Origin of the sequence: Flavobacterium sp. LM4 (assembly GCF_002017935.1) — a bacterium.
GTDB classification, from domain to species: domain Bacteria; phylum Bacteroidota; class Bacteroidia; order Flavobacteriales; family Flavobacteriaceae; genus Flavobacterium; species Flavobacterium chungangense.
In genome coordinates, this window is record NZ_MUFW01000007.1 from 55,355 (window position 1) to 75,556 (window position 20,202).

Genomic DNA, 20,202 nt, shown 5'->3' on the forward strand with positions numbered 1-20,202 from the left:
CTTGGATCATTGTAAAACCTGAAATCTTCATATGGCAGAGACTTGACAGTCAGATTAACTAATAAAAATAAGCATGAAAATTTTACTGCTCGAAGACGATTTTACTTTATCCAAAGAAATAGCTGTGTTCTTTGCTTCAAAAGAATTCGAGTGCGTTCCTTACTATGATGGTGGATTTTTGCTCCGGAAATATTTTTCGAATGATTATGATTTGATTATTCTAGATATCAATGTTCCCGGTATAAACGGAATCGAAGTTTGTAAAAAGATTCGTGAAGTTGATAAAAAAACGCCCATAATCATGCTGACCGCTTTTAGTGAAATCGAAGACAAGCTGGCTTCTTTTGATAGCGGTGCAGATGATTATCTGGTAAAACCTTTCCATTTTGAAGAGTTGTACGCCAGGATTTCTTCTCTTTTAAGACGAAAGGAAATTCCGCAGCAGACGGAAGAAAAGATTATAATTCAGGATTTGGAAATTTTAGAATCAGAAATGAAAGTATTCCGCGCAGGCGAAGAAATCAAACTTACGCCTAAAGAATTTAAACTGATTCTGATTTTGGCTCAGGCCAAAGGGAAAGTGCTTTCAAAACAATTCATAGCCGAAAAACTGTGGGATTATCATATTGAAACCAATCAGAATACCATTGAAGTTTACATTAATTTTCTTCGAAAAAAAATCGATAAAGACCACGAAACAAAACTAATCCGAACTAAAATTGGTTACGGATATTATCTAAGCGACCAGGAATGACATTAAAAAACAGGATATCACTTTTAGTAAGTCTGCTCTTTACAATTCTTTTTGGGCTGGCTTCTACTGTGATTTTTGTATTGTATTCTAATTTTCGAAAAGAAGAGTTTCGTGACCGCTTGGAGATAAAAGCACTTTCAAATATAAAACTTCTCGTAAATGTAAAAGAAGTTGATGATCAGCTTTTAAAAATGATCGATCAGAATTCAATCAATAAATTGTATGATGAAAAAACGCTGGTCTTCGATTCTCATTTTAAACTGATTTACAGCAGTATTGATGATGCCAAAATTAACTGGTCTGTTGACGATTTAAAATACCTTAAAAAGCATAAAACATTTTTTAAGCAGCAGGGCGATTACGAAGTTTACGGCGTTTTTTATGATACCAAAGACAGGGATTTTTATGCCTTAATATCGGCGACAGATGATTATGGCAAACGAAAATTACTTTTTTTAAGATACACATTAATTATATCCTACATTTTTTTTACCTGTATTTGCTGGGTGTTGACCTCTTTGATGATAAAAAAAGCCATGAACCCTTTAAGTATTTTTCATCAAAAAATTAAAAATATAAACGAGAACAATCTGGACACCCGTGTGGAATCCAAAAGCAATAAAAACGAAATCGACCTGATTGCCAATGAGTTTAATTTTATGATGGACAGAATTGAGGTTTCGTATCAAAAACAAAAAGAATTTACGGCTCACGCCTCACACGAACTCAGAACTCCTTTATCGAGAATAACGGCACAAATTGAAAATACAATTGCCGATTCGGAAACATCTCTTAAAGGAAAAATTTTTTTAAACACCATTTTATCAGATGTTAATCATTTGTCAGAACTGATAAATTCATTATTGATATTATCAAAAATAGATACCAATAGTTCTGGAAATAATGAAATTCACAGAATGGATGAAATGCTATTTTCGGCCATTGAAAATTTAAATAAAACCTTTCCTGATTTTGTTATTCTTTTCGAGATAGAAGAAAGCGAGAATCTCGATACGGCCTTAGAAATCAAAGGGAATAAAAACCTTTTGGAAATTGCTGTGAGTAATGTTCTAAAAAATGCCTGTGTTTACTCGGATAACAAACAGGCAAAAGTCAAAATAAGTACTAAAGAAGATCATTTGGTGATTTCAGTTTTAAACACCGGAAAAACACTCAGCGAAAACGAACAGAAAAATCTTTTTCAGCCTTTTATGCGTGGCGAAAATTCAAAAGGAACTTCCGGTTTTGGACTGGGCTTGCGTATTGTAAACCGAATCTTAATGCTTCATAATGCAAAAATCAATTATAGCGTACCTGCAGAAAAGACCAATTTATTCGAATTGATTTTTCATTAATCAAATCTCCTTATAAATTTTTAAGCACTTTTTAAGGTCTTTCTTAAGGTGTCTTAAAGTCTCTCAATAGCATATTTGTATCAAATAAAAATGATACAATGAAAAAGTTATTTGCATTATTCCTGCTGATTGCCATGAATCAGATGGTTCTGGCTCAAAAAACAGTCACTTTAGAAGATTGTGAAAGTCAGTTTTTAAAAAACAACCTCTTCCTGCTGGCTTCGCATTACAATATCGATGCCTCAAAAGCGCTGACGATTCAGGCGGGTATCTGGGACAACCCAGTGATTTCCGCAGAACTGAACGCCTACAATCCTGATCGTGATAAATATTTTGATATCGGAAAACAAGGTCAGAAAGTATTTGGCATCGAACAGCTGATTTATCTGGGCGGAAAAAAACGTAATGAAGTAAAATTAGCGAAAACTAATGAACAGCTGGCAGAACTGCAATTCAATGATTTGCTCAGAACACTGAAACTACAATTACGTAAAAGTTTTTATACGGTTTATTACAATTCAAAAAGTCTGGAAACCACAGATAAACAATTGGCTCACATTGAAGATTTAATCAATTCCTATTCAGTTCAGGCGCAAAAAGGGAATATTCCTTTGAAAGATGTTGTTCGTCTGCAGTCGCTTTATCTGAATTTTAAAAACGAGCGAATGGAAGTAGTAAATAACAATATAGAAGAACAGGCAAATTTAAAATTGCTTATGAATTCTACCGAAGAAATTGTTCCGAATGTTTCAAAAGATGAATTCAGCAAATACTTAAAAACGATTGATTTCGATTTAAAATCCTTCGAAAATGAAGCCATTACCAATAGACCTGATTATCTGGCGAGACAAAAGGAAATCGATGCTAATGAACTGAATGTAAAGTGGCAAAAATCGCTTTCTGTTCCGGATATAACCTTAGGAGCCAAATACGATCAGCGAAGCGGTGCTTTTAATAATGAGGTGAATTTAACCGTTGGAATTCCCTTGCCGCTTTGGAATCAAAATAAAGGAAATATTAAGTACGCAAAGACCATTCTGGAACAATCAAAAATTGAAAAGCAAAATTTTGAACTACAGCTTCAGACCGAAATTACATCTGCCTGGAATAAATGGGAGGAATCCCGTAAAAACTATGTAGTGATAAAACCAACTGTAAACTCAGATTTTGAAGCCGTTTATAATGGGATCTTAACCAATTTCCAGAAACGAAACATCAGCTTATTAGAATTTACTGATTTTATGGAAAGCTACAATCAGGCAAATATTCAGGTAAACGAGCTAAAGAAAAAACTGGCGCTGTCTGCCGAAGAATTAAACAGTACAATCAATAAAGACTTATTTTAAAACCAAATAAAATGAAACATAAACTAATTATCGGAATTGCAATTGTGAGTTTATCGATAACAGGCTGTAAAAAAGAATTAGAAAATCCGCAAATCAATACTTCTTTTGCATTGAGTGATAACATGCTGAAAACGACAACCACAGCAGTTTCACAACTACAGCCCGTAACAAACGAATTAAATTTTTATGGAAAAATTACGGCCGACAACAATAAAATGATCGATGTTTACCCGCTTGTAGGCGGAAACGTAATCAAGGTAAATGTGGAGCTTGGCGATTATGTAAAAAAAGGGCAGGTACTGGCGACTATAAAAAGTACCGATATTGCCGATTTTGAAAAACAATCGCTCGATGCCAAAAGTGATTTACTGGTTGCGAAAAACAATTTGAAAGTGGCCCAGGAATTATTTGACGGAAAACTAAACTCTGAAAGCGATGTGCTTCAGGCAAAATCTGAAGTGAATAAAGCACAGTCGCAATTAAGCAAAGTTCAGGAAACATATAAAATCTACAACATTAAAGCAGGTTCTATTTACGAAGTTACAGCGCCAATCAGTGGTTTTGTGATTCAAAAAAGTATTAATCAGGATATGCTTTTGCGAAGCGATCGCTCAGAAAATATTTTTGATATTGCCGAAATAAGCGAAGTCTGGGCAATGGCGAACATTAATGAAATCGACATCAATAAAGTAAAATTAGGAATCGATGCAGATGTTACCACTTTAAGTTATCCTGATAAAGTTTTTAAAGGAAAAGTAGATAAAATTTTTAACGTGATTGATCCCGAAACCAAGGCGATGCAGGCGCGAGTTAAACTGCAAAACCCAGGATTTTTACTGAAACCGGATATGAATGCCAACATCAAATTATCTTTTAAAGAAGATAAATCGATGATTGCAATTCCGAGCGATGCTATTGTTTTCGATAAAAGTAAAAATTTCGTCATGATTTTTAAAGACCGAAATAACATCGAAACCAGACAAGTTGAGGTTTACCGAGTGGTTGGGAAAACTACCTATATCTCAAGCGGTTTAAAAGAAAATGAAAAAGTCATTACCAACAATCAGCTATTTATTTACCGTGCTTTAAACGAATAAGACATGAACAAATTCATACGAAATATTATTGCTTTTTCGCTCAAGAACAAAGCATTCACCTTTTTTTGGGTAGGATTACTGGCCGTTGCAGGATTTATTTCCTTCAAAAATATGCCAATTGATGCTTTTCCGGATGTAACCAACACCCAGATTATCATCATTACACAATGGAACGGAAAAAGTGCTGAGGAAGTAGAGCGTTTTGTGACTTCTCCTATCGAAATTTCCATGAACTCGGTACAGAAAAAGACGAGTGTCCGCAGTATTACCATGTTTGGTTTATCGGTTATCAAAATCATTTTTGATGATGGAGTCGATGATACTTTCGCACGTTTTCAGGTCAATAATTTATTGAAAAACGTTACGCTGCCTGATGATGTCGAACCGGATGTTCAGCCGCCTTATGGTCCTACAGGAGAAATTTTCCGATATATTGTAAAAAGTGACAGCCGTGACAGCCGTGAATTATTAACCTATCAAAACTGGGTGATCGATAAACAGCTTCGCTCTGTTCCGGGTGTTGCCGATTTGAATGTTTTCGGAGGTCAGACTAAAACGTATGAAGTTGGTGTTGATCCTGTAAAATTAGCGAAATACAATATTACACCGCTTCAGATTTATAATGCTGTCGATGCAGGAAATCTAAACGTTGGTGGTGATATCATCGAAAAAAACGGACAGGCTTTTGTGGTTCGGGGAGTCGGACTTTTAAAATCCCGAAAAGATATTGAAAACATCATTGTTGATCAGGCTGGCGGAAATCCGATTTTAGTTAAAAACGTAGCTTCAGTTTACGAAAGTTCCATGCCAAGAGTAGGACAGACGGGTATTGGCAAAAATGATGATGCCGTTGAAGGGATTGTTGTGATGCGTAAAGGCGAAAATGCACAGGAAACTTTGGCTTTAATCAAAGATAAAATCAAAGATTTAAATGAAAATGTACTGCCGAAAGACATTAAAATTGAAACCTTTTATGATCGTGATAATCTGATGAATTTCACGACAGAAACGGTGATGCACAATTTATTTGAAGGAATTATTCTGGTTACCTGCGTTGTGTTTCTTTTCATGGCCGACTGGAGAACTACTTTTACAGTTTCTATCGTCATTCCACTTTCCTTATTGTTTGCATTTTTATGCCTGAAAATGATGGGAATGAGTGCCAACTTGCTGAGTCTGGGTGCAGTCGATTTCGGAATTATTATTGATGGTGCGGTGGTGATGGTCGAAGGGTTGTTTGTAGTTTTAGATCACCGTGCACATCAATTAGGAATGACAGCCTATAACAAAATTGCAAAAGGAAGCCTGATCAAAAAAACAGGAACAGAAATGGGTAAAGCCATCTTCTTTTCTAAGTTAATAATCATTACAGCATTGCTGCCGATATTTTCTTTTCAAAAAGTTGAAGGAAAAATGTTCTCCCCTTTGGCTTTTACGTTAGGTTTTGCCTTAATGGGAGCTTTACTTTTCACTTTGACACTGGTACCGGTTTTGTCGCACATTCTTTTAAACAAAAATGTAAAGGAAAAAAATAATCCTTTTGTGAATTTTTGGGACAGAATTGTAGGGAAAGGCTTTGCCTGGACATTTAAACATAAAGTGAAATCATTGATTATTTCAATTTCTATTATTGCGGGAACTTTCTTTTCGGCTTCGTTTTTAGGAACAGAATTTTTACCTCAGTTAAATGAAGGGGCTTTGTGGGTAACAGCAGAACTGCCAATGAGTACGTCGCTTCCGGAGAGTGTAAAGACAGCGGCACTCATCAGAAAAGATCTGGAAACTTTTCCGGAAGTAAAAAAAGTACTTTCACAAACCGGAAGAAGCAATGACGGAACTGACCCGAACGGTTTTGGATTTATACAGCTTCAGGTAGATTTAAAACCTAAATCAGAATGGACGCGTAAAATCAATATGGATCAACTGATTAACGAAATGGACCAGAAACTAAAAGTGCATCAGGGAATTACCTATAACTATTCGCAGCCTGTTATTGACAACGTAGCCGAATCTGTTGCAGGTTTCAAAGCTTCAAATGCAGTGAAAATCTATGGAGATGATTTGGATAAACTGGATGAATTATCAAATGAGGTTTTAGCAAAAATCAAAAATATTCCGGGTATTAAAGACGTCGGAATTCTGAGAAATGTTGGCCAGCCTGAAATCAGTGTGATTCTCAACAGAGAAAAAATGGCTGCTTACGGAGTAACTTTGGGAGATGCTCAGGCTGTTTTAGAATTAGCTTTTGGAGGAAAAACCGCTACTCAAAAGTATGAAGACGAAAAGAAATTTGATGTAAGGGTTCGTTTCTCCAAAGAATACCGAAAAGACGAAGAAGATTTGTCCGAATTAAAAGTGCCAACAATCAGCGGCGCGAAAATTCCATTGAAGGAAATCTGTGATATTAAAACCGTTACAGGGCCGGCCTTTATTTACAGAGATAATACCAAACGATTTATTGGGGTTAAATTCTCTGTTCGTGATCGTGATCTAGGAAGCACAATTGCCGAAGCACAGGAAAAAGTAGCCGAAGTAAAAATGCCGGCGGGTTATACTACAGGGTGGACAGGGGAGTTCGAAAATCAGGTTCGTGCCAGTGCGCGTCTGGCTCAGGTCGTACCCATCAGTTTAATTGGAATTTTTGTATTGCTCTTCATTTTATTCGGAAATATTAAGGATTCACTGCTCGTTTTGTCTAATGTTCCGTTTGCAATAATCGGAGGAATTGTAGCATTGCACTTAACCAGAATGAATTTTGGAATTTCAGCGGGGGTTGGTTTTATTGCCTTACTCGGAATCTGTATTCAGAACGGAGTTATCCTGATATCAGAGTTTCATCATAACCTCAAGGCTAAGTTTTCTCTCGAAGATTCTATTTTCATGGGGGTAAAAGCCAGAACAAGAGCAGTCGTAATGACAGCTTTGATGGCTTCAATTGGCTTGTTGCCGGCAGCAATTTCAACGGGAATTGGTTCCGAGTCACAAAAACCATTAGCCATTGTGATTATCGGAGGACTGATGACAGCAACTGTTTTGACGTTATTGGTTTTCCCGATTCTGTTCTGGATATTCAATCGTAAAAAACATGCTCCAATCGAATAAATAGTAATAGTTGGTTATTTTAATTTGAGAAGAAAAGCATCATTATTTTTTTAATGGTGCTTTTTGTGCTATTTACAAATTGAAATAAAGGGATATTAATTTTCATGAGCTAATCCAACTGTCCCTTATACCTTTCATGGCTCCCGATAGTTATCGTGACTGCATAAAAGGATCCCAGTCTAAAACACCAGTAAAATAAAAACGACCTTCTGCTCAGGAAGGTCGTTTTAGTTACTAACTCAAACTCTTATAAATTTTTAGAGATTTTTTATTTCAAATCTTTCAAAATAGCAACTGCTTCTGCAGCATTAGATAATTGTGCATATTTTAAAGCGGTAAATCCTTTTTCATTTTTAACGCCAGATTTTGCTCCCTGTGCCAATAAGATCTTAATGATTTCAACTTTGTTGTAACGTGCAGCTGTCATTAATGGAGTCATATCTTCTGAAATTTGATTTACATCAGCGCCATATTCAATAAATTTTAAAACGATTTGAAGATCACCTTTTAAAATTGCCACATTTAGTGGTGATGCATCATATGCTGCAGTTATAACTTTTTTGTCTTCATTTAAAGACTTGAAATCTGAAGCTAAAGACACATTTGTAAAAGCTACTAAAGCTACTCCTAAGTAAACGATTGATTTTTTCATAACGATTGTTGTTTGTTGATTGATTAATGATGATGATTTTTAATTCTGATGTAAAGGTAATCTAATTTTTGTATTATGCATTACAAGGTACTATGCTTTAACTAATTATTAACATTTATTTAATAAGTTGCCCTTGTACACTTTTTTAAAATGTTAAATTACATCTTTCCTATATAGACGATGAATAAGCCAATATGTTACAGTAATAATTAAAAAAAATGAAAAAAAATCTTATCAAAAAAACAGATAGTGTAAATCTTAATTTTATCTTTACTATTCTTCAAACTAATAAATACTTTATTAACCACATTAAATTACAAAGCCATATTCATTATAAAAAGAATTTTAATTGTGCTTATTTTAATTGTATCAATAGTATTAATTACAGCTTATTTTATGCCAAGAGAATATGCTGTTGCAAAAGAAATTACGATTAATAGACCAGCTGATTCGGTTTTTAATTATATCAGATATTTTAATAATCAAAACGAATTTAGTGTCTGGTCTAAAATTGATCCGAAAATGAAATTGACTTATAGAGGAACAGACGGAACAGTTGGAGCCATTTCGGCATGGGAAAGCGATGTAAAGGATGTTGGTGTTGGCGAACAGGAGGTAACAAAAATTATCGAAGGGAAATGAATAGATTTTGCACTGCGTTTTAAGAAACCAATGGAGGATACTGCCGTCGCATTTATGTCAACCGAAACTGTTTCTGGTAATCAGACTAAAGTAAAATGGGTAATCAGTGGTTGTGATACCCTATCCAATAAATATTATGCTTCCAATGATGAAAATGGATAAAATGATTGGTAATGATCTGCAAAAAGGACTTGTAAATTTGAAAACGAAAATGGAAAACTAAATTTTTAGCCACAGATCAGATTCTAAATCATATTAATTGATTTAATCTGCGGCTAAAAATTATCTCAGTTTAAAACTCCCGCGATAAACATTCTTTAAATCTTTTTCAAACAGAGTGTAAGGGTCTTTGTAAAACTGTAGAAAATCAGGAACGCTTATTTGTCCGGGAAAAGGAGCGTAGTAATGTGTTGGGCTCACAGCATCGTTTCTCCAGACCAAAACGTAAGCCAGTTCTAACTTCTCAGATTGTAATGTTTTTAATAAAGTATCAGTCCACCATGTTGCATTTGGAATTGATTCTAAACCTGTTTCGGTAAAAGCGGCCAGTTTTTTCTTTTGGATTGCGACGTCTGAGATTATTTTCAATTTCTTTTTTGCAGCCTCAAGATCGTATTTGTCGTCACGTCCAAAATCGCCATAATCATCCATTCCAAACAAATCTACAAAATCATCTCCCGGGTATCGTTCCAAATATTCTTCTTCACAGTTAAATCGGTTATCGGGTGAAAAAGCATAAATGAAATTATGAACATCCAAAGTATCTCTTAAATACGAAACCGTAAATTGCCAGACTGCAATAAAATCTTCACGAGAGGTATATTTTTTCCCCCACCAAAACCAATCCCCGTCAAATTCATGGTAAGGTCTAAAAATCATGGGAGCAAGTTTACCGTCTTTTGCTTTTACAGAATGGGCAAAATCAGCAATTGTTTTTAAAATTTCTTTATACTGTTCGTGATGGGAGCCTTCCGGTTTAATTAAGGAAATTGAAGCAGTCGAGATTCCGTCTTTCCAATAAAAACCTCCTTCAGATACCGGATTATTAAAATGCCAGGCAACAGTGGTAATCCCGCCACGTTTATAAGTGTCCACAACATTTTGCCTTAAAATTTCTTTCGCATTTTCAATTCTCTCATTTGATTGTCCTGAAAAATCACTAAAATCAATTCCAATAACAGCAGGATGGGAGCCTGTAACTGATTTTACATCTGATTTGTTAGTTTCGCCTGACCACCGATGTCCGTATTCCAAAGCATGCTGATGTCCAAAAAGAATATGCTCTTTTGCAATGGTTTTAAGATTCTGATATAAATTTCGAGTCTCTTCTGTCGCCTTTTTATCAATCTGAGCAAAAAGAAAATGCCCTGCTGTCATAAATAAGAACAGCAAGGCATTTTTTTTATTAGTAATAATGTTCATGGTTTAAATAGTTAGTTTAAACCCTAAAATTACTCTTTAGCAGTAAGGTAATCTAATACGTTTTTATCAATACGTTGGTCAATATTATCAATATCAGCCTTTACGAATTTCTCACCTAAAATATTCTCATATAATTCAATATATCTTTCAGAAACAGATTGAATGTAAGCATCTGACATATCCGGAATTTGCTGCCCTTCCTGTCCTTGAAAACCATTTTCTATCAACCAGCGGCGTACAAACTCTTTTGATAATTGTTTTTGCTCTTCTCCTTTATCTTGTCTTTCCTGGTATCCGTCAGCATAAAAATAACGAGATGAATCCGGTGTGTGAATTTCATCAATAAGTACAATTACGCCTTCTTTTGTTTTTCCGAATTCGTATTTGGTGTCAACCAAAATTAAACCACGATCTGCAGCAATTTCAGTTCCTCTTTGAAATAAATCACGTGTAAATTTCTCTAAAACAATATAGTCTTCTTCAGTAACAATTCCTTTTGCTAGAATATCTTCACGAGAAATATCCTCGTCATGAGAGCCATTATCAGCTTTTGTAGTTGGTGTTATAATTGGTTCAGGGAATTTATCATTTTCTTTTAAACCTTCTGACATTGTTACTCCGCAAATTTGTCTTTTACCTGCAGCATATTCACGAGCAGCATGTCCTGAAAGATATCCACGAATTACCATTTCAACTTTAAAAGGCTCACACAAATGTCCAACTGCAACATTTGGATCCGGAGTTGCAATCAGCCAATTCGGTACAATGTCTTCCGTCAATTCCATGAATTTTGTGGCAATCTGATTTAGTATTTGTCCTTTGTATGGAATTCCCTTTGGCAAAACCACATCAAAAGCCGAAAGTCTGTCGGTTGCAACCATCACCAAAAGTTCGTCGTTAATATTATAAACTTCTCTAACTTTTCCGCGATAAACTGATTTTTGATTCGGGAAATTGAAATTTGTAGTTGTGATTGTATTGCTCATTATCCTTAGTTGTGTTGTTTTTATAAATGCAAATTTAAGACTATTTAAAAGAGCAAACAAATGTTTATTTGTTGATAGTTTATTGTTAATGGTTGATAGTTTTTAGGTCAACTGCATTGCAATCCAAACGATCAACTACCAACCTATTTTTTCAAAAGTGTCGAATTAAATAAATTTAAGATTCTGCTGTATTCATCAATCCACGAATATGTTTCTTTGAATCCGTGTGCTTCAACCGGGAAAGAAGCAAGGCTCCAATTCTTTTTCTCCAATTCAATAAAACGTTGAGACAAACGAACGATGTCTTTATATTCTACGTTATCATCCACCATTCCGTGAAGCATTACTAAATTACCTTTTAAATTGTCTGCATAATAAATAGGAGAACTTTTTTTATACGCTTCAGGATCCGTTTCTGGAAAGTTTAAAATATTACTGGTATATCCGTGATTATAATGTGCCCAGTCTGTTACTGAACGTAATGCAGCTCCCGAAACAAATTCACCAGGTGTTGTAAGCATTCCCATTAACGTAATAAAGCCACCATATGATCCTCCATAAATTCCTACTCTGTTAGTGTCAATACCGTATTTTTCTACCAAATATTTTTTACCGTCAATATGATCTGATAAGTCTTTTCCTCCCATAAAACGGTAAATTCCGGTTCTGAAATCACGTCCGTAACCGTCACTTCCGCGATAATCAATATCCAAAACGGTGTACCCCAAATCGGTTAACAGATTATGGAACATATATTCTCTGTAATAATTGCTCCAGAAATTATGCGCATTTTGAAGATAACCTGCACCATGAACGAAAATGATAGCCGCTTTATTGGCAATTTCTGCTTTAGGAGTATATAATCTTGCGTTGACCGGAGTTCCGTCCTGTGCTTTAAATGTGATAACTTCAGGCTCTCTCCATTGGTACTTTTTAAAATCCTCAGAGATTGAAGAAGAAATTTGATGTAAACTGGTATTCTTTTTATTGTCGGCAATGTAAAAATCCCAGGGTATGTTTTTATACGAATAACGAACTAAAAGTGATTTTTCGTCTGGAGAAACTACTACCTCATTTGCACCATCTTTTGTTAAAATTGGCTGTAACAAACCATCAGCAACAGCTAATTTATAGAAGTTTCTGTTTCCCGGATGTGTTGTATTTGTTGTTAGATAAAATGTTTTTTTATCTTTTGATAAAGTTACATTCCGTACTTCCCAATTACCTTTTGTTACTTGTGTTTTCTTTTTTGTTTTTAAATTATAGGTGTATAAATGAGAATATCCAGTAACTTCAGATTGAAAATAAATAGTTTCATTATCTGCTAAAAAATCCAATATGCCTGAAGAAAAGGAATAGGATGGAATCCCCGGACCGGCAATCCATGCTTCGTCATGCTGATATTCGATCTCTTCAAAAGTTCCTTTATCTAAGTTTAAATTCACTAGCCATCTGTCTTTATTATCCTGGCTTCTAATCTCAACTACAGCCAACGATCCATCCTGATTATAAACTGGAGACTGGGCAACAATTAATTTATCTTCTTTTGGTTTGTTTTTTAATTTAGTATACGATTCATAATACATTGGAGTATCCTGAATATGACTTAAACTTGAAAAATTCACATAATAAACGGAATCTTTTGCGACAGAATAAATAGCAAATCTGTTTTTTACAAAATTATTGGTTGAAACTTTTTCTTTTGTTTCCGGTGTTTGGTTATAACCGTCAGAAGTTATAAAGACCTCCATTTTTTCTTGTTTGGTTTCTGAGTTTTCAATTAAAATGAAAGTAGCAAAGTTTCCGTTTGGATTAATCTGCAGGCTATATAAATTATCTTTACCATAAAAGTATTCTTTTGCAAAATCCGATTTAAGAGTTTTTTCTTTAGCAAGATTCCATTCCTTTTTAGCTGCTGCATCTCTTATAAACTGAAACAGTTCTTTTTGCTGTGTACTTAAAAAAGATTCTTTTTCAGGTTTTGTTTCTTTTTTATTGCCTTTATTCAAATTTGTAATTTGCAAAAGGGTTCCTTCTTTGGTGTTGTATTTAAAAAGATTGTCTTTTTGTTCAAAAAACAATATCCCTGCCTGAGATCCTAACTGTAAATTAGATATTGGAACAGATTGTTGAATTAGTTTTTTAATTGATTTTGAATGAATAGAATAGGAATACAAAGATCCTTTATCAAGGTAATAAACGATATCTGAGCCAGGTTTGGTTTTAAAATCAAGTTGAGAAAAAGCAGCTTCTTTAGGAGTAACAATTTCTGGCTTTGTCATGCCTTTTTGCCAAAAGTATGTACTGGTTCCCAATTCATCTTTAGGATTCCATTCAAAGTAAACTTTTTTACCATCCAATGACCAACGTCCGTTTGTTGGTTGGTTTCCAATAAAAGACTCGCCTTTCATTATTTCTTCCAATTTCAGTTTTTGGCTTTGTCCAGAAATCAGGAAAAATAAGAAGATAGGGATAAAAATATTTTTTGTCATTATATTATTTTTTGAGAAAACAAAAATACATTACGAAAGTATTAAAAAATGTTTTTTTTTGCGAAATTCTTTGTAATACATCAGTTTAATAAAAAAATCCCTGAATAAGTATTTCAGGGATTCTGTATTTTGATGAAAACTTATATTTTAAACTAACCTCCTATAAGTTCTTTGTCTAGTATTTTTGAAGCAATATATCTTGCGACTCCGTCTTCAGCATTGGTTTTTATGACTTCCAAATCTGGAAGGGTTTCTTTTAATAATATAGGAGCATTTCCCATAATTAAACCTTTTCCTGACGCTGATAACATTTGAACATCGTTAAAACCATCACCAAAAGAAATAGCTTCCTTTAAAGTAAAACTTTTTTTTTCGAGCACTCTTTCAATCGCTACGGCTTTATCAATAGACTTATCCATAAATTCCAGACAAGTTGGGAGGCTAAAGGCGTGATGCAAATGTTCTGATGAATTTACGAGAATAGCATCTTTTAATTTTACTAATTTTTCATGATCATCACAAGAAAAGAAAATTTTAATGGCTCCAAAATCATCCAGGGTTTTGTAATCAACCAACTCAGGATGATATTTTAATTCGGCTTGAAAAGCATTTAGTTTTTCGCTGACTTTATTTGTCTGCCAAACATTTTCTTTAAATAAAACGACGGTAATCTCAGGATCGATATCAACATTTAAAGCTGCTTTAACAATATCACTATCTAAATTGAACGAAAAAAGTTCTTCTTTTTCAGGCGAATGAATTCTGGCTCCGTTTGAACTTACCAGATAAACCGGAACTTCAAGTGTTTTAATAATTGCCATGGCATCAAGATGATGACGGCCTGTAGCAACAACGATAAGATAATTTTGATTGTGAAGTTCCTGAAAAATTGATTTGGTATAATCAGATATTCTGTGTTGAGGGTTGAGTAAGGTTCCGTCAAGGTCACTTACAACAACTTTTATGTTTTTAAGTTTTGTCATATTAATAATCAAACATTTATGAGATGCAAATTTACTGCTTTAAGCCTGGAAGTCCAAAGTTTAAAATGTTTGAAAGGCTGAAATGAGGTAAAGTTTATTATTAATTTAACGATTTGCTTAAAATTTATGTTGATAGATTAAAACTCTAGTCGTTAATCTTACCTTTTAATTTTTTGAGTTCTTGCATAAGCTATTTTCAAAGTATCAGGACAATTAGAACTGGCTTTTAATTTATAAACTAAAGAATCATTTTTAATATAAAACATTTCTTTATTGAAAATTGCAAAAGAAGCATCGTCTTTAGGATTACAGTTTGGAATTGTCAATAAATCTTTCCCTTTGTATTTTCCAAAAGAAATACATTCAACAAATGGAAACATTCTATAACATGTATCACTGGTTGTACTGTTTAACTCTATTGAATCCCCAATTATTTTCCAATTACCTTTAGATTTTACTCTCCAATCACAGCCTGCGCTTCTATAATAAAATGAACTATCTTTCTTTATTATAATACTTGATTTTCCCGGAACAATATATTCTGTATCATGCCAGGTTCCGACAAATTTACTAACTGGGATTTCTGATTTTCTACATGAAATCAAACAGATAATTGATAAGAAAGCTAATGTTCTAATTTTCATTTAATTGCTATTTTAGAATTTTCTCAAAAAAAATATTCGTTTTATACATTTCCATAAAAGATAAGTATAAAACGAATATTAATAAATGTCAAAACACTTTCACGATTTACATCTGACATTTTTATAAAAGTTAATCGTGATTTTCTATTTGTTTATAAGCGTCAATTACCTTTTTAACTAACCTGTGACGTACGATATCTTTATCATCAAGATAAATAATTCCAATTCCATCCACATCTTTCAGAACCAAGATAGCTTCTTTAAGACCGGAAATAGTTCTGCGTGGCAAATCGACCTGTCCCGGATCTCCCGTAATCATGAATTTTGCATTTTTACCCATACGTGTCAAAAACATTTTCATTTGTGAATGGGTTGTATTTTGCGCTTCGTCCAGAATTACAAAAGCATTATCTAAAGTGCGTCCACGCATAAAGGCCAACGGTGCAATCTGAATAATTCCTTTTAAAATATAGTCTTCAAGCTTTTCGTTTGGCAGCATATCGCGCAAAGCATCATAAAGAGGCTGCATGTATGGATCCAGTTTTTCTTTCATATCGCCGGGTAAAAAACCAAGATTTTCTCCTGCTTCTACCGCTGGTCGGGTAAGTATGATCCTTTTTACTTCTTTTTCTTTAAGTGCTTTTACGGCCATCGCTACACCTGTATAGGTTTTACCCGTTCCGGCCGGACCAACTGCAAATACCATATCATTTTTTTTAATGGTATCCACCAACAACTGTTGGTTTGGTGTCATGGCTTTTATAATCTTACCGCCAACTCCATGAACCAGTATTTTGTCATGGTCTAATGATTTTCTTTCATCCTGGCCATCACTCATTATTACGCGCTCAATTACATTATCATCAATGTTGTTGTATCGTGTAAAATGGAGCATGAGCCTTTGAAATCTCTTTTCGAATTCATCTAAAACTTCTTTTTCGCCAAATGCTTTCAAAGTCGTTCCTCTTGCTACTATTTTAAGCTTTGGGTAGTACTTTTTAATGATTTCAAGATGAGTGTCTTGAGCGCCCCAGAAGTCTTTTGGAGCGATGTCTATGAGCTCGATTATTCTTTCGTTCAAATGAGGTAGTTTTAAATTAAAAATAAATCTGTTTTATAAATAGGTGGCTGTCGGGTCTGTTTATATCTTTAAATGCAATTTGTCTTTTCTTCTTTCAATTTGCATTAAGTATTATTAGCTTTGCATTTCTCAAATTTAATGAAAATTAGATTTAAATACTATCAATAGTTATAAACAAAAAGATGTCAATAATTACCCTTACTACCGATTATGGCTTGAAAGATCACTTTGTTGGTTCTTTAAAGGGTAAAATTCTTTCTGAATATTCAGAGGCTCAGATAATTGATATTTCGCATGACATTGATCCATTCAATACTGCCGAAGCAAGTTACGTTATCAGTGCGTCGTATTTAAGTTTTCCAAAAGGAACCGTTCACTTAATTGGAGTCGATATTGAGCGTAATAAAGAGAATCAGCATATTGCTATGCAATGGAACGATCATTACTTTATTTGTGCTGATAACGGAATTTTAAGCATGCTTACGCAGAAAATTGTCCCGCAGAAAATTGTAGAAATCAATATACATGATCGTTTCCCAAGTGAGTTTAGCGATTTGGATATTTTTATTCAGGTTGCCTGTCATATTGCAAAAGGAGGATTATTGAATGTTATCGGAAAAGAAATTCCCGAGATTAAAGAGGTAACAGAACTACAGGCCATTATTTCTGCCGATGGAAATTCACTAAAGGGATATGTAATTTATATCGACCATTTTGGAAATGTCGTAACCAATATTTCTAAGAAACAATTCATGGAAGTTTCACGAGGGCGTCCTTACGAAATTGAAATGAAACCCAAAAACATAAAAACCATTCTGCCAAATTATTCGGCTATTGCAACATCAGACAAATACCCCATTAAGACTTATGAAGGAGAAAAACTGGCAATTTTTAATGAAGCCGGGTTTTTGGAAATTGCTATTTTTAGAAGTAATCCTTCAAAAGTGGGTTCTGCAAATAGTTTACTTGGGTTGAATTATCGTGATGTCATTACGGTGAAGTTTTCGTAAAATTTTAAATTTTAGAATACTGGAAACTTGGAATTTAGAATTTCAATATTGGATTTTATTTTTTTTCTTAAAAAGAACAATCAATTTTGGTACTTTTGCGCGTTTGTAATGCTTTTGGATGTTGATGCCAAAATAAATAAACAAATCAACGATTAAACGAATAAACGAATAAACGTTTTTACATGAAATCAATTATTTTACGGGAAATAAAATCCTTTTTTGGCTCTCCGGTTGGCTATTTGGTGATAGCTGTTTTCTTAATCAGTAACGGACTTTTTTTATGGATTTTTGAAGGGGACTACAATATCCTGAATACGGGTTACGCCGATCTGACGCCATTTTTTACTTTAGCACCATGGATTCTGATTTTCCTGGTCCCTGCTGTTACTATGAGAAGTTTTTCTGATGAAAAAAAACAAGGGACTCTTGAATTGCTTTTGACAAAACCATTGTCAATTTGGGAAATTGTAAACGGTAAGTTTCTTGGGGCTCTTTTTTTGATTATCATGGCAATAGTTCCAACATTCATTTATGTAAAAGTAATTTCGGGCTTAGGCTCTCCGGAAGGTAATATTGATATGGGAAGCACAATTGGTTCATATTTTGGATTGTTGTTTTTGATTGCTTCATATTCAGCGATAGGAATTTTTACTTCCACACTTTCAGAAAATCAAATTGTAGCTTTTATCGTTTCTGTTTTTTTATGTTTTTTCTTTTATTTTGGATTTCAAGGTTTGGCATCGCTGATCCCTGGTTTTTCTGGCTTTGTATCTTCACTGGGTATGCAGGATCATTTTAAAAGTATGAGTAGGGGAGTAATTGACACTCGCGATGTAATTTACTTTCTAAGTATTACTGTTTTGTTTTTGTCTTTTACAGTTTATAAATTAAAATCTTTTAAAGCCTAATGAAAGCATCTGCTCAAATAAATATTAAAACATTATGTATAACCATCTTTATTTTGGTTGTTCTGAATGTATTAGCAACTTTGTTTTTTTACCGATTTGACTTAACTAAAGACAAGCGATACACTTTATCTGAAACTTCGTTGCAAATTATAAAACAGATTAAAAATCCGCTATCGATTAAAATTTACATGCAGGGAGAACTTCCTGCAGATTTCAGACGTTTGCAGCAGGAGACTAAGCAATTACTGGAAGAATTTCAGGCCTATAATCCTAATATTGTTTTCGAATTTGTAAATCCTATGGAAAACGAAGACGAGAGCATGGATTTAATAAAGTCATTGTATCAAAAAGGCCTTACTCCAATAAATATAACTGTTGACGATAAAGGAAAACAATCTCAGGCAATGGTTTTTCCGTGGGCAATTGCAGTTTACAATAATAAGGAGATAAATATCCCTCTGTTAAAAAATAGAATGGGGGCTTCTACAACTCAAAAAGTTATTGGATCCATCCAGCATCTTGAATATTCTATTGCCGATGCTGTCAATAAGATTACTAAAGAAAGACAAAAGAAGATTGCAATCTTAAAAGGAAATGGAGAAATGCGCGAAATTCATCTTGACAAAATGTTGCGACAAATCCATGAAAGCTATTACATTGGACCTTTCACCTTGGATTCTGTCGCTAAAGATCCTAACGGAACCTTAAATGCATTAAAAAAATATGATTTGGCAATTATAGCTAAGCCTACAGAGACTTTTTCTGATGAAGAAAAAGAGGTTTTAGATCAGTTTATAATGAATGGCGGAAAAACATTATGGCTGATAGATCAGGTCGTAGCAGATATGGATAGTCTTTACAATCAGGCGGGTGCAACTCTGGCATACCCAAGAGATCTTAATCTGAATGATATGTTTTTCAAATATGGATTCAGAATCAATCCGGATTTAGTAAAAGACGAACAGGGAAGTCCAATAAAATTAGCAACCGGGGAACAGGGAAGTGCTACGCAATACCAGGATTTTATCTGGAAATTTGCTCCAATCGTTTCGCCTGAAAGCAAGCATCCTATTGTGAAAAATTTAGGTGGAATCAAGCTTGATTTTACTAGTCCAATCGATACTCTTAAAAACGGAATTAAAAAAACAGTTTTATTACAGTCGTCACCTTATTCTAAAAAAATTGGAGCGCCGGCTGAAATTAATTTAGAGATTGTCACAGAGCAGACTTCACCTAAAGATTATCTTAATAAAGGTAATTTAGTACTTTCTGTTTTATTGGAAGGAAGTTTTCATTCCGCTTTTGAAAACCGCGTTTTGCCTTTCAGAGACAACTCATTTTCGACAAGCGGAAAACCAACTAAAATGATTGTTGTAGCGGATGGAGATATAGCCCGAAACCAATTAGATAAAAACATGCAGCCTGTCGAATTAGGTTACGACCAACGCTCCGGAAACTTGTACGACAACAAAGATTTTGTAATGAATTGTATCAATTATTTATTAGATGATACCGGACTTATTAACATTAGAAGCAAAGATTTAGATTTGCCGTTATTAGATAAAGAGAAAGTTTATGAAAACTATACACAGACACAATTCTTAACTATCGGACTTCCAATCCTGATTTTGTTGATTTTCGGACTATCATTTACCTATATTCGAAAAAGAAAATACAGTAAATAGATGTTAATAAAAAAATTGTAAAACTAAGATTGTTTACGATATA

The 20,202-nt window shown here is 34.1% G+C and carries 17 protein-coding genes; 10 read left to right on the forward strand and 7 right to left on the reverse strand.

Features of this window, described 5'->3' with window-relative positions; all coding sequences use genetic code 11:
• Nucleotides 1-73 precede the first annotated feature (73 nt).
• The 5 genes from BXU10_RS23980 (at nucleotide 74) to BXU10_RS24000 (ending at nucleotide 7,654) form a co-directional block, all read left to right on the forward strand.
• Nucleotides 74-754, forward strand: a complete 681-nt coding sequence (locus BXU10_RS23980) for a response regulator transcription factor (RefSeq protein WP_078229956.1) — start codon at nucleotides 74-76, stop codon at nucleotides 752-754.
• A complete protein-coding gene (locus BXU10_RS23985) occupies nucleotides 751-2,109 on the forward strand; it encodes a HAMP domain-containing sensor histidine kinase (protein WP_078229957.1) in 1,359 nt (452 codons plus the stop codon). Before BXU10_RS23980 ends, BXU10_RS23985 begins: the two co-directional genes overlap by 4 nt.
• Before the next feature lie 98 nt (nucleotides 2,110-2,207).
• Nucleotides 2,208-3,455 (forward strand): TolC family protein, encoded by a 1,248-nt coding sequence (locus BXU10_RS23990; RefSeq protein WP_078229958.1) that lies wholly within the window; start codon nucleotides 2,208-2,210, stop codon nucleotides 3,453-3,455.
• Between the two features lie 11 nt (nucleotides 3,456-3,466).
• A complete protein-coding gene (locus BXU10_RS23995) occupies nucleotides 3,467-4,552 on the forward strand; it encodes an efflux RND transporter periplasmic adaptor subunit (RefSeq protein ID WP_078229959.1) in 1,086 nt (361 codons plus the stop codon).
• A 3-nt stretch (nucleotides 4,553-4,555) separates the two neighbouring features.
• A complete protein-coding gene (locus BXU10_RS24000; protein ID WP_078229960.1) occupies nucleotides 4,556-7,654 on the forward strand; it encodes an efflux RND transporter permease subunit in 3,099 nt (1,032 codons plus the stop codon).
• Between the two features lie 268 nt (nucleotides 7,655-7,922).
• Here BXU10_RS24000 and BXU10_RS24005 read toward each other — a convergent pair whose 3' ends face one another.
• Entirely contained in the window at nucleotides 7,923-8,306 is a 384-nt protein-coding gene (locus BXU10_RS24005) for an ankyrin repeat domain-containing protein (RefSeq protein ID WP_078229961.1), read from the reverse strand.
• Nucleotides 8,307-8,657: 351 nt separating this feature from the next.
• On the opposite strand from BXU10_RS24005, the gene BXU10_RS25480 reads away from it, so the two are divergent.
• Nucleotides 8,658-8,948 (forward strand): hypothetical protein, encoded by a 291-nt coding sequence (locus BXU10_RS25480; RefSeq protein WP_223255564.1) that lies wholly within the window; start codon nucleotides 8,658-8,660, stop codon nucleotides 8,946-8,948.
• A 30-nt stretch (nucleotides 8,949-8,978) separates the two neighbouring features.
• The gene (locus BXU10_RS25665) at nucleotides 8,979-9,110 is read left to right on the forward strand and encodes a hypothetical protein (RefSeq protein WP_255406277.1); all 132 of its coding nucleotides are present in this window, start codon (nucleotides 8,979-8,981) and stop codon (nucleotides 9,108-9,110) included.
• Nucleotides 9,111-9,230: 120 nt separating this feature from the next.
• Here BXU10_RS25665 and BXU10_RS24015 read toward each other — a convergent pair whose 3' ends face one another.
• The 6 genes from BXU10_RS24015 to BXU10_RS24040 form a co-directional block, all read right to left on the reverse strand.
• Nucleotides 9,231-10,370: a glycoside hydrolase family 26 protein gene (locus BXU10_RS24015; RefSeq protein WP_078229962.1), complete on the reverse strand. Its 1,140-nt coding sequence runs from the start codon at nucleotides 10,368-10,370 to the stop codon at nucleotides 9,231-9,233.
• Nucleotides 10,371-10,399: 29 nt separating this feature from the next.
• Nucleotides 10,400-11,356, reverse strand: a complete 957-nt coding sequence (locus BXU10_RS24020) for a phosphoribosylaminoimidazolesuccinocarboxamide synthase (RefSeq protein WP_078229963.1) — start codon at nucleotides 11,354-11,356, stop codon at nucleotides 10,400-10,402.
• A 143-nt stretch (nucleotides 11,357-11,499) separates the two neighbouring features.
• Nucleotides 11,500-13,848: a prolyl oligopeptidase family serine peptidase gene (locus BXU10_RS24025; RefSeq protein ID WP_078229964.1), complete on the reverse strand. Its 2,349-nt coding sequence runs from the start codon at nucleotides 13,846-13,848 to the stop codon at nucleotides 11,500-11,502.
• Between the two features lie 152 nt (nucleotides 13,849-14,000).
• Complete coding sequence (locus BXU10_RS24030; protein ID WP_078229965.1) at nucleotides 14,001-14,831, reverse strand: Cof-type HAD-IIB family hydrolase; 831 nt, start codon at nucleotides 14,829-14,831, stop codon at nucleotides 14,001-14,003.
• Between the two features lie 158 nt (nucleotides 14,832-14,989).
• Entirely contained in the window at nucleotides 14,990-15,475 is a 486-nt protein-coding gene (locus BXU10_RS24035) for a hypothetical protein (protein WP_078229966.1), read from the reverse strand.
• 130 nt (nucleotides 15,476-15,605) lie between these two features.
• Nucleotides 15,606-16,556 carry a PhoH family protein gene (locus BXU10_RS24040; protein WP_078229967.1) on the reverse strand — a complete coding sequence of 317 codons (951 nt, stop codon included), beginning with the start codon at nucleotides 16,554-16,556 and terminating at the stop codon, nucleotides 15,606-15,608.
• 182 nt (nucleotides 16,557-16,738) lie between these two features.
• Between BXU10_RS24040 and BXU10_RS24045 the strand changes: the two genes are divergently transcribed.
• The 3 genes from BXU10_RS24045 to gldG all read left to right on the forward strand — a co-directional run bounded on the left by BXU10_RS24045 (nucleotide 16,739) and on the right by gldG (nucleotide 20,159).
• On the forward strand, nucleotides 16,739-17,566 hold the full coding sequence (locus BXU10_RS24045; protein ID WP_078229968.1) for an S-adenosyl-l-methionine hydroxide adenosyltransferase family protein: 828 nt from the start codon (nucleotides 16,739-16,741) through the stop codon (nucleotides 17,564-17,566).
• Between the two features lie 182 nt (nucleotides 17,567-17,748).
• Entirely contained in the window at nucleotides 17,749-18,474 is a 726-nt protein-coding gene (gldF, locus tag BXU10_RS24050) for a gliding motility-associated ABC transporter permease subunit GldF (protein WP_078229969.1), read from the forward strand.
• Nucleotides 18,474-20,159, forward strand: coding sequence for a gliding motility-associated ABC transporter substrate-binding protein GldG (gene gldG / locus BXU10_RS24055; protein ID WP_078229970.1), 1,686 nt, complete (start codon nucleotides 18,474-18,476; stop codon nucleotides 20,157-20,159). The genes gldF and gldG overlap by 1 nt, the downstream gene beginning before the upstream one ends.
• Nucleotides 20,160-20,202 lie beyond the last annotated feature (43 nt).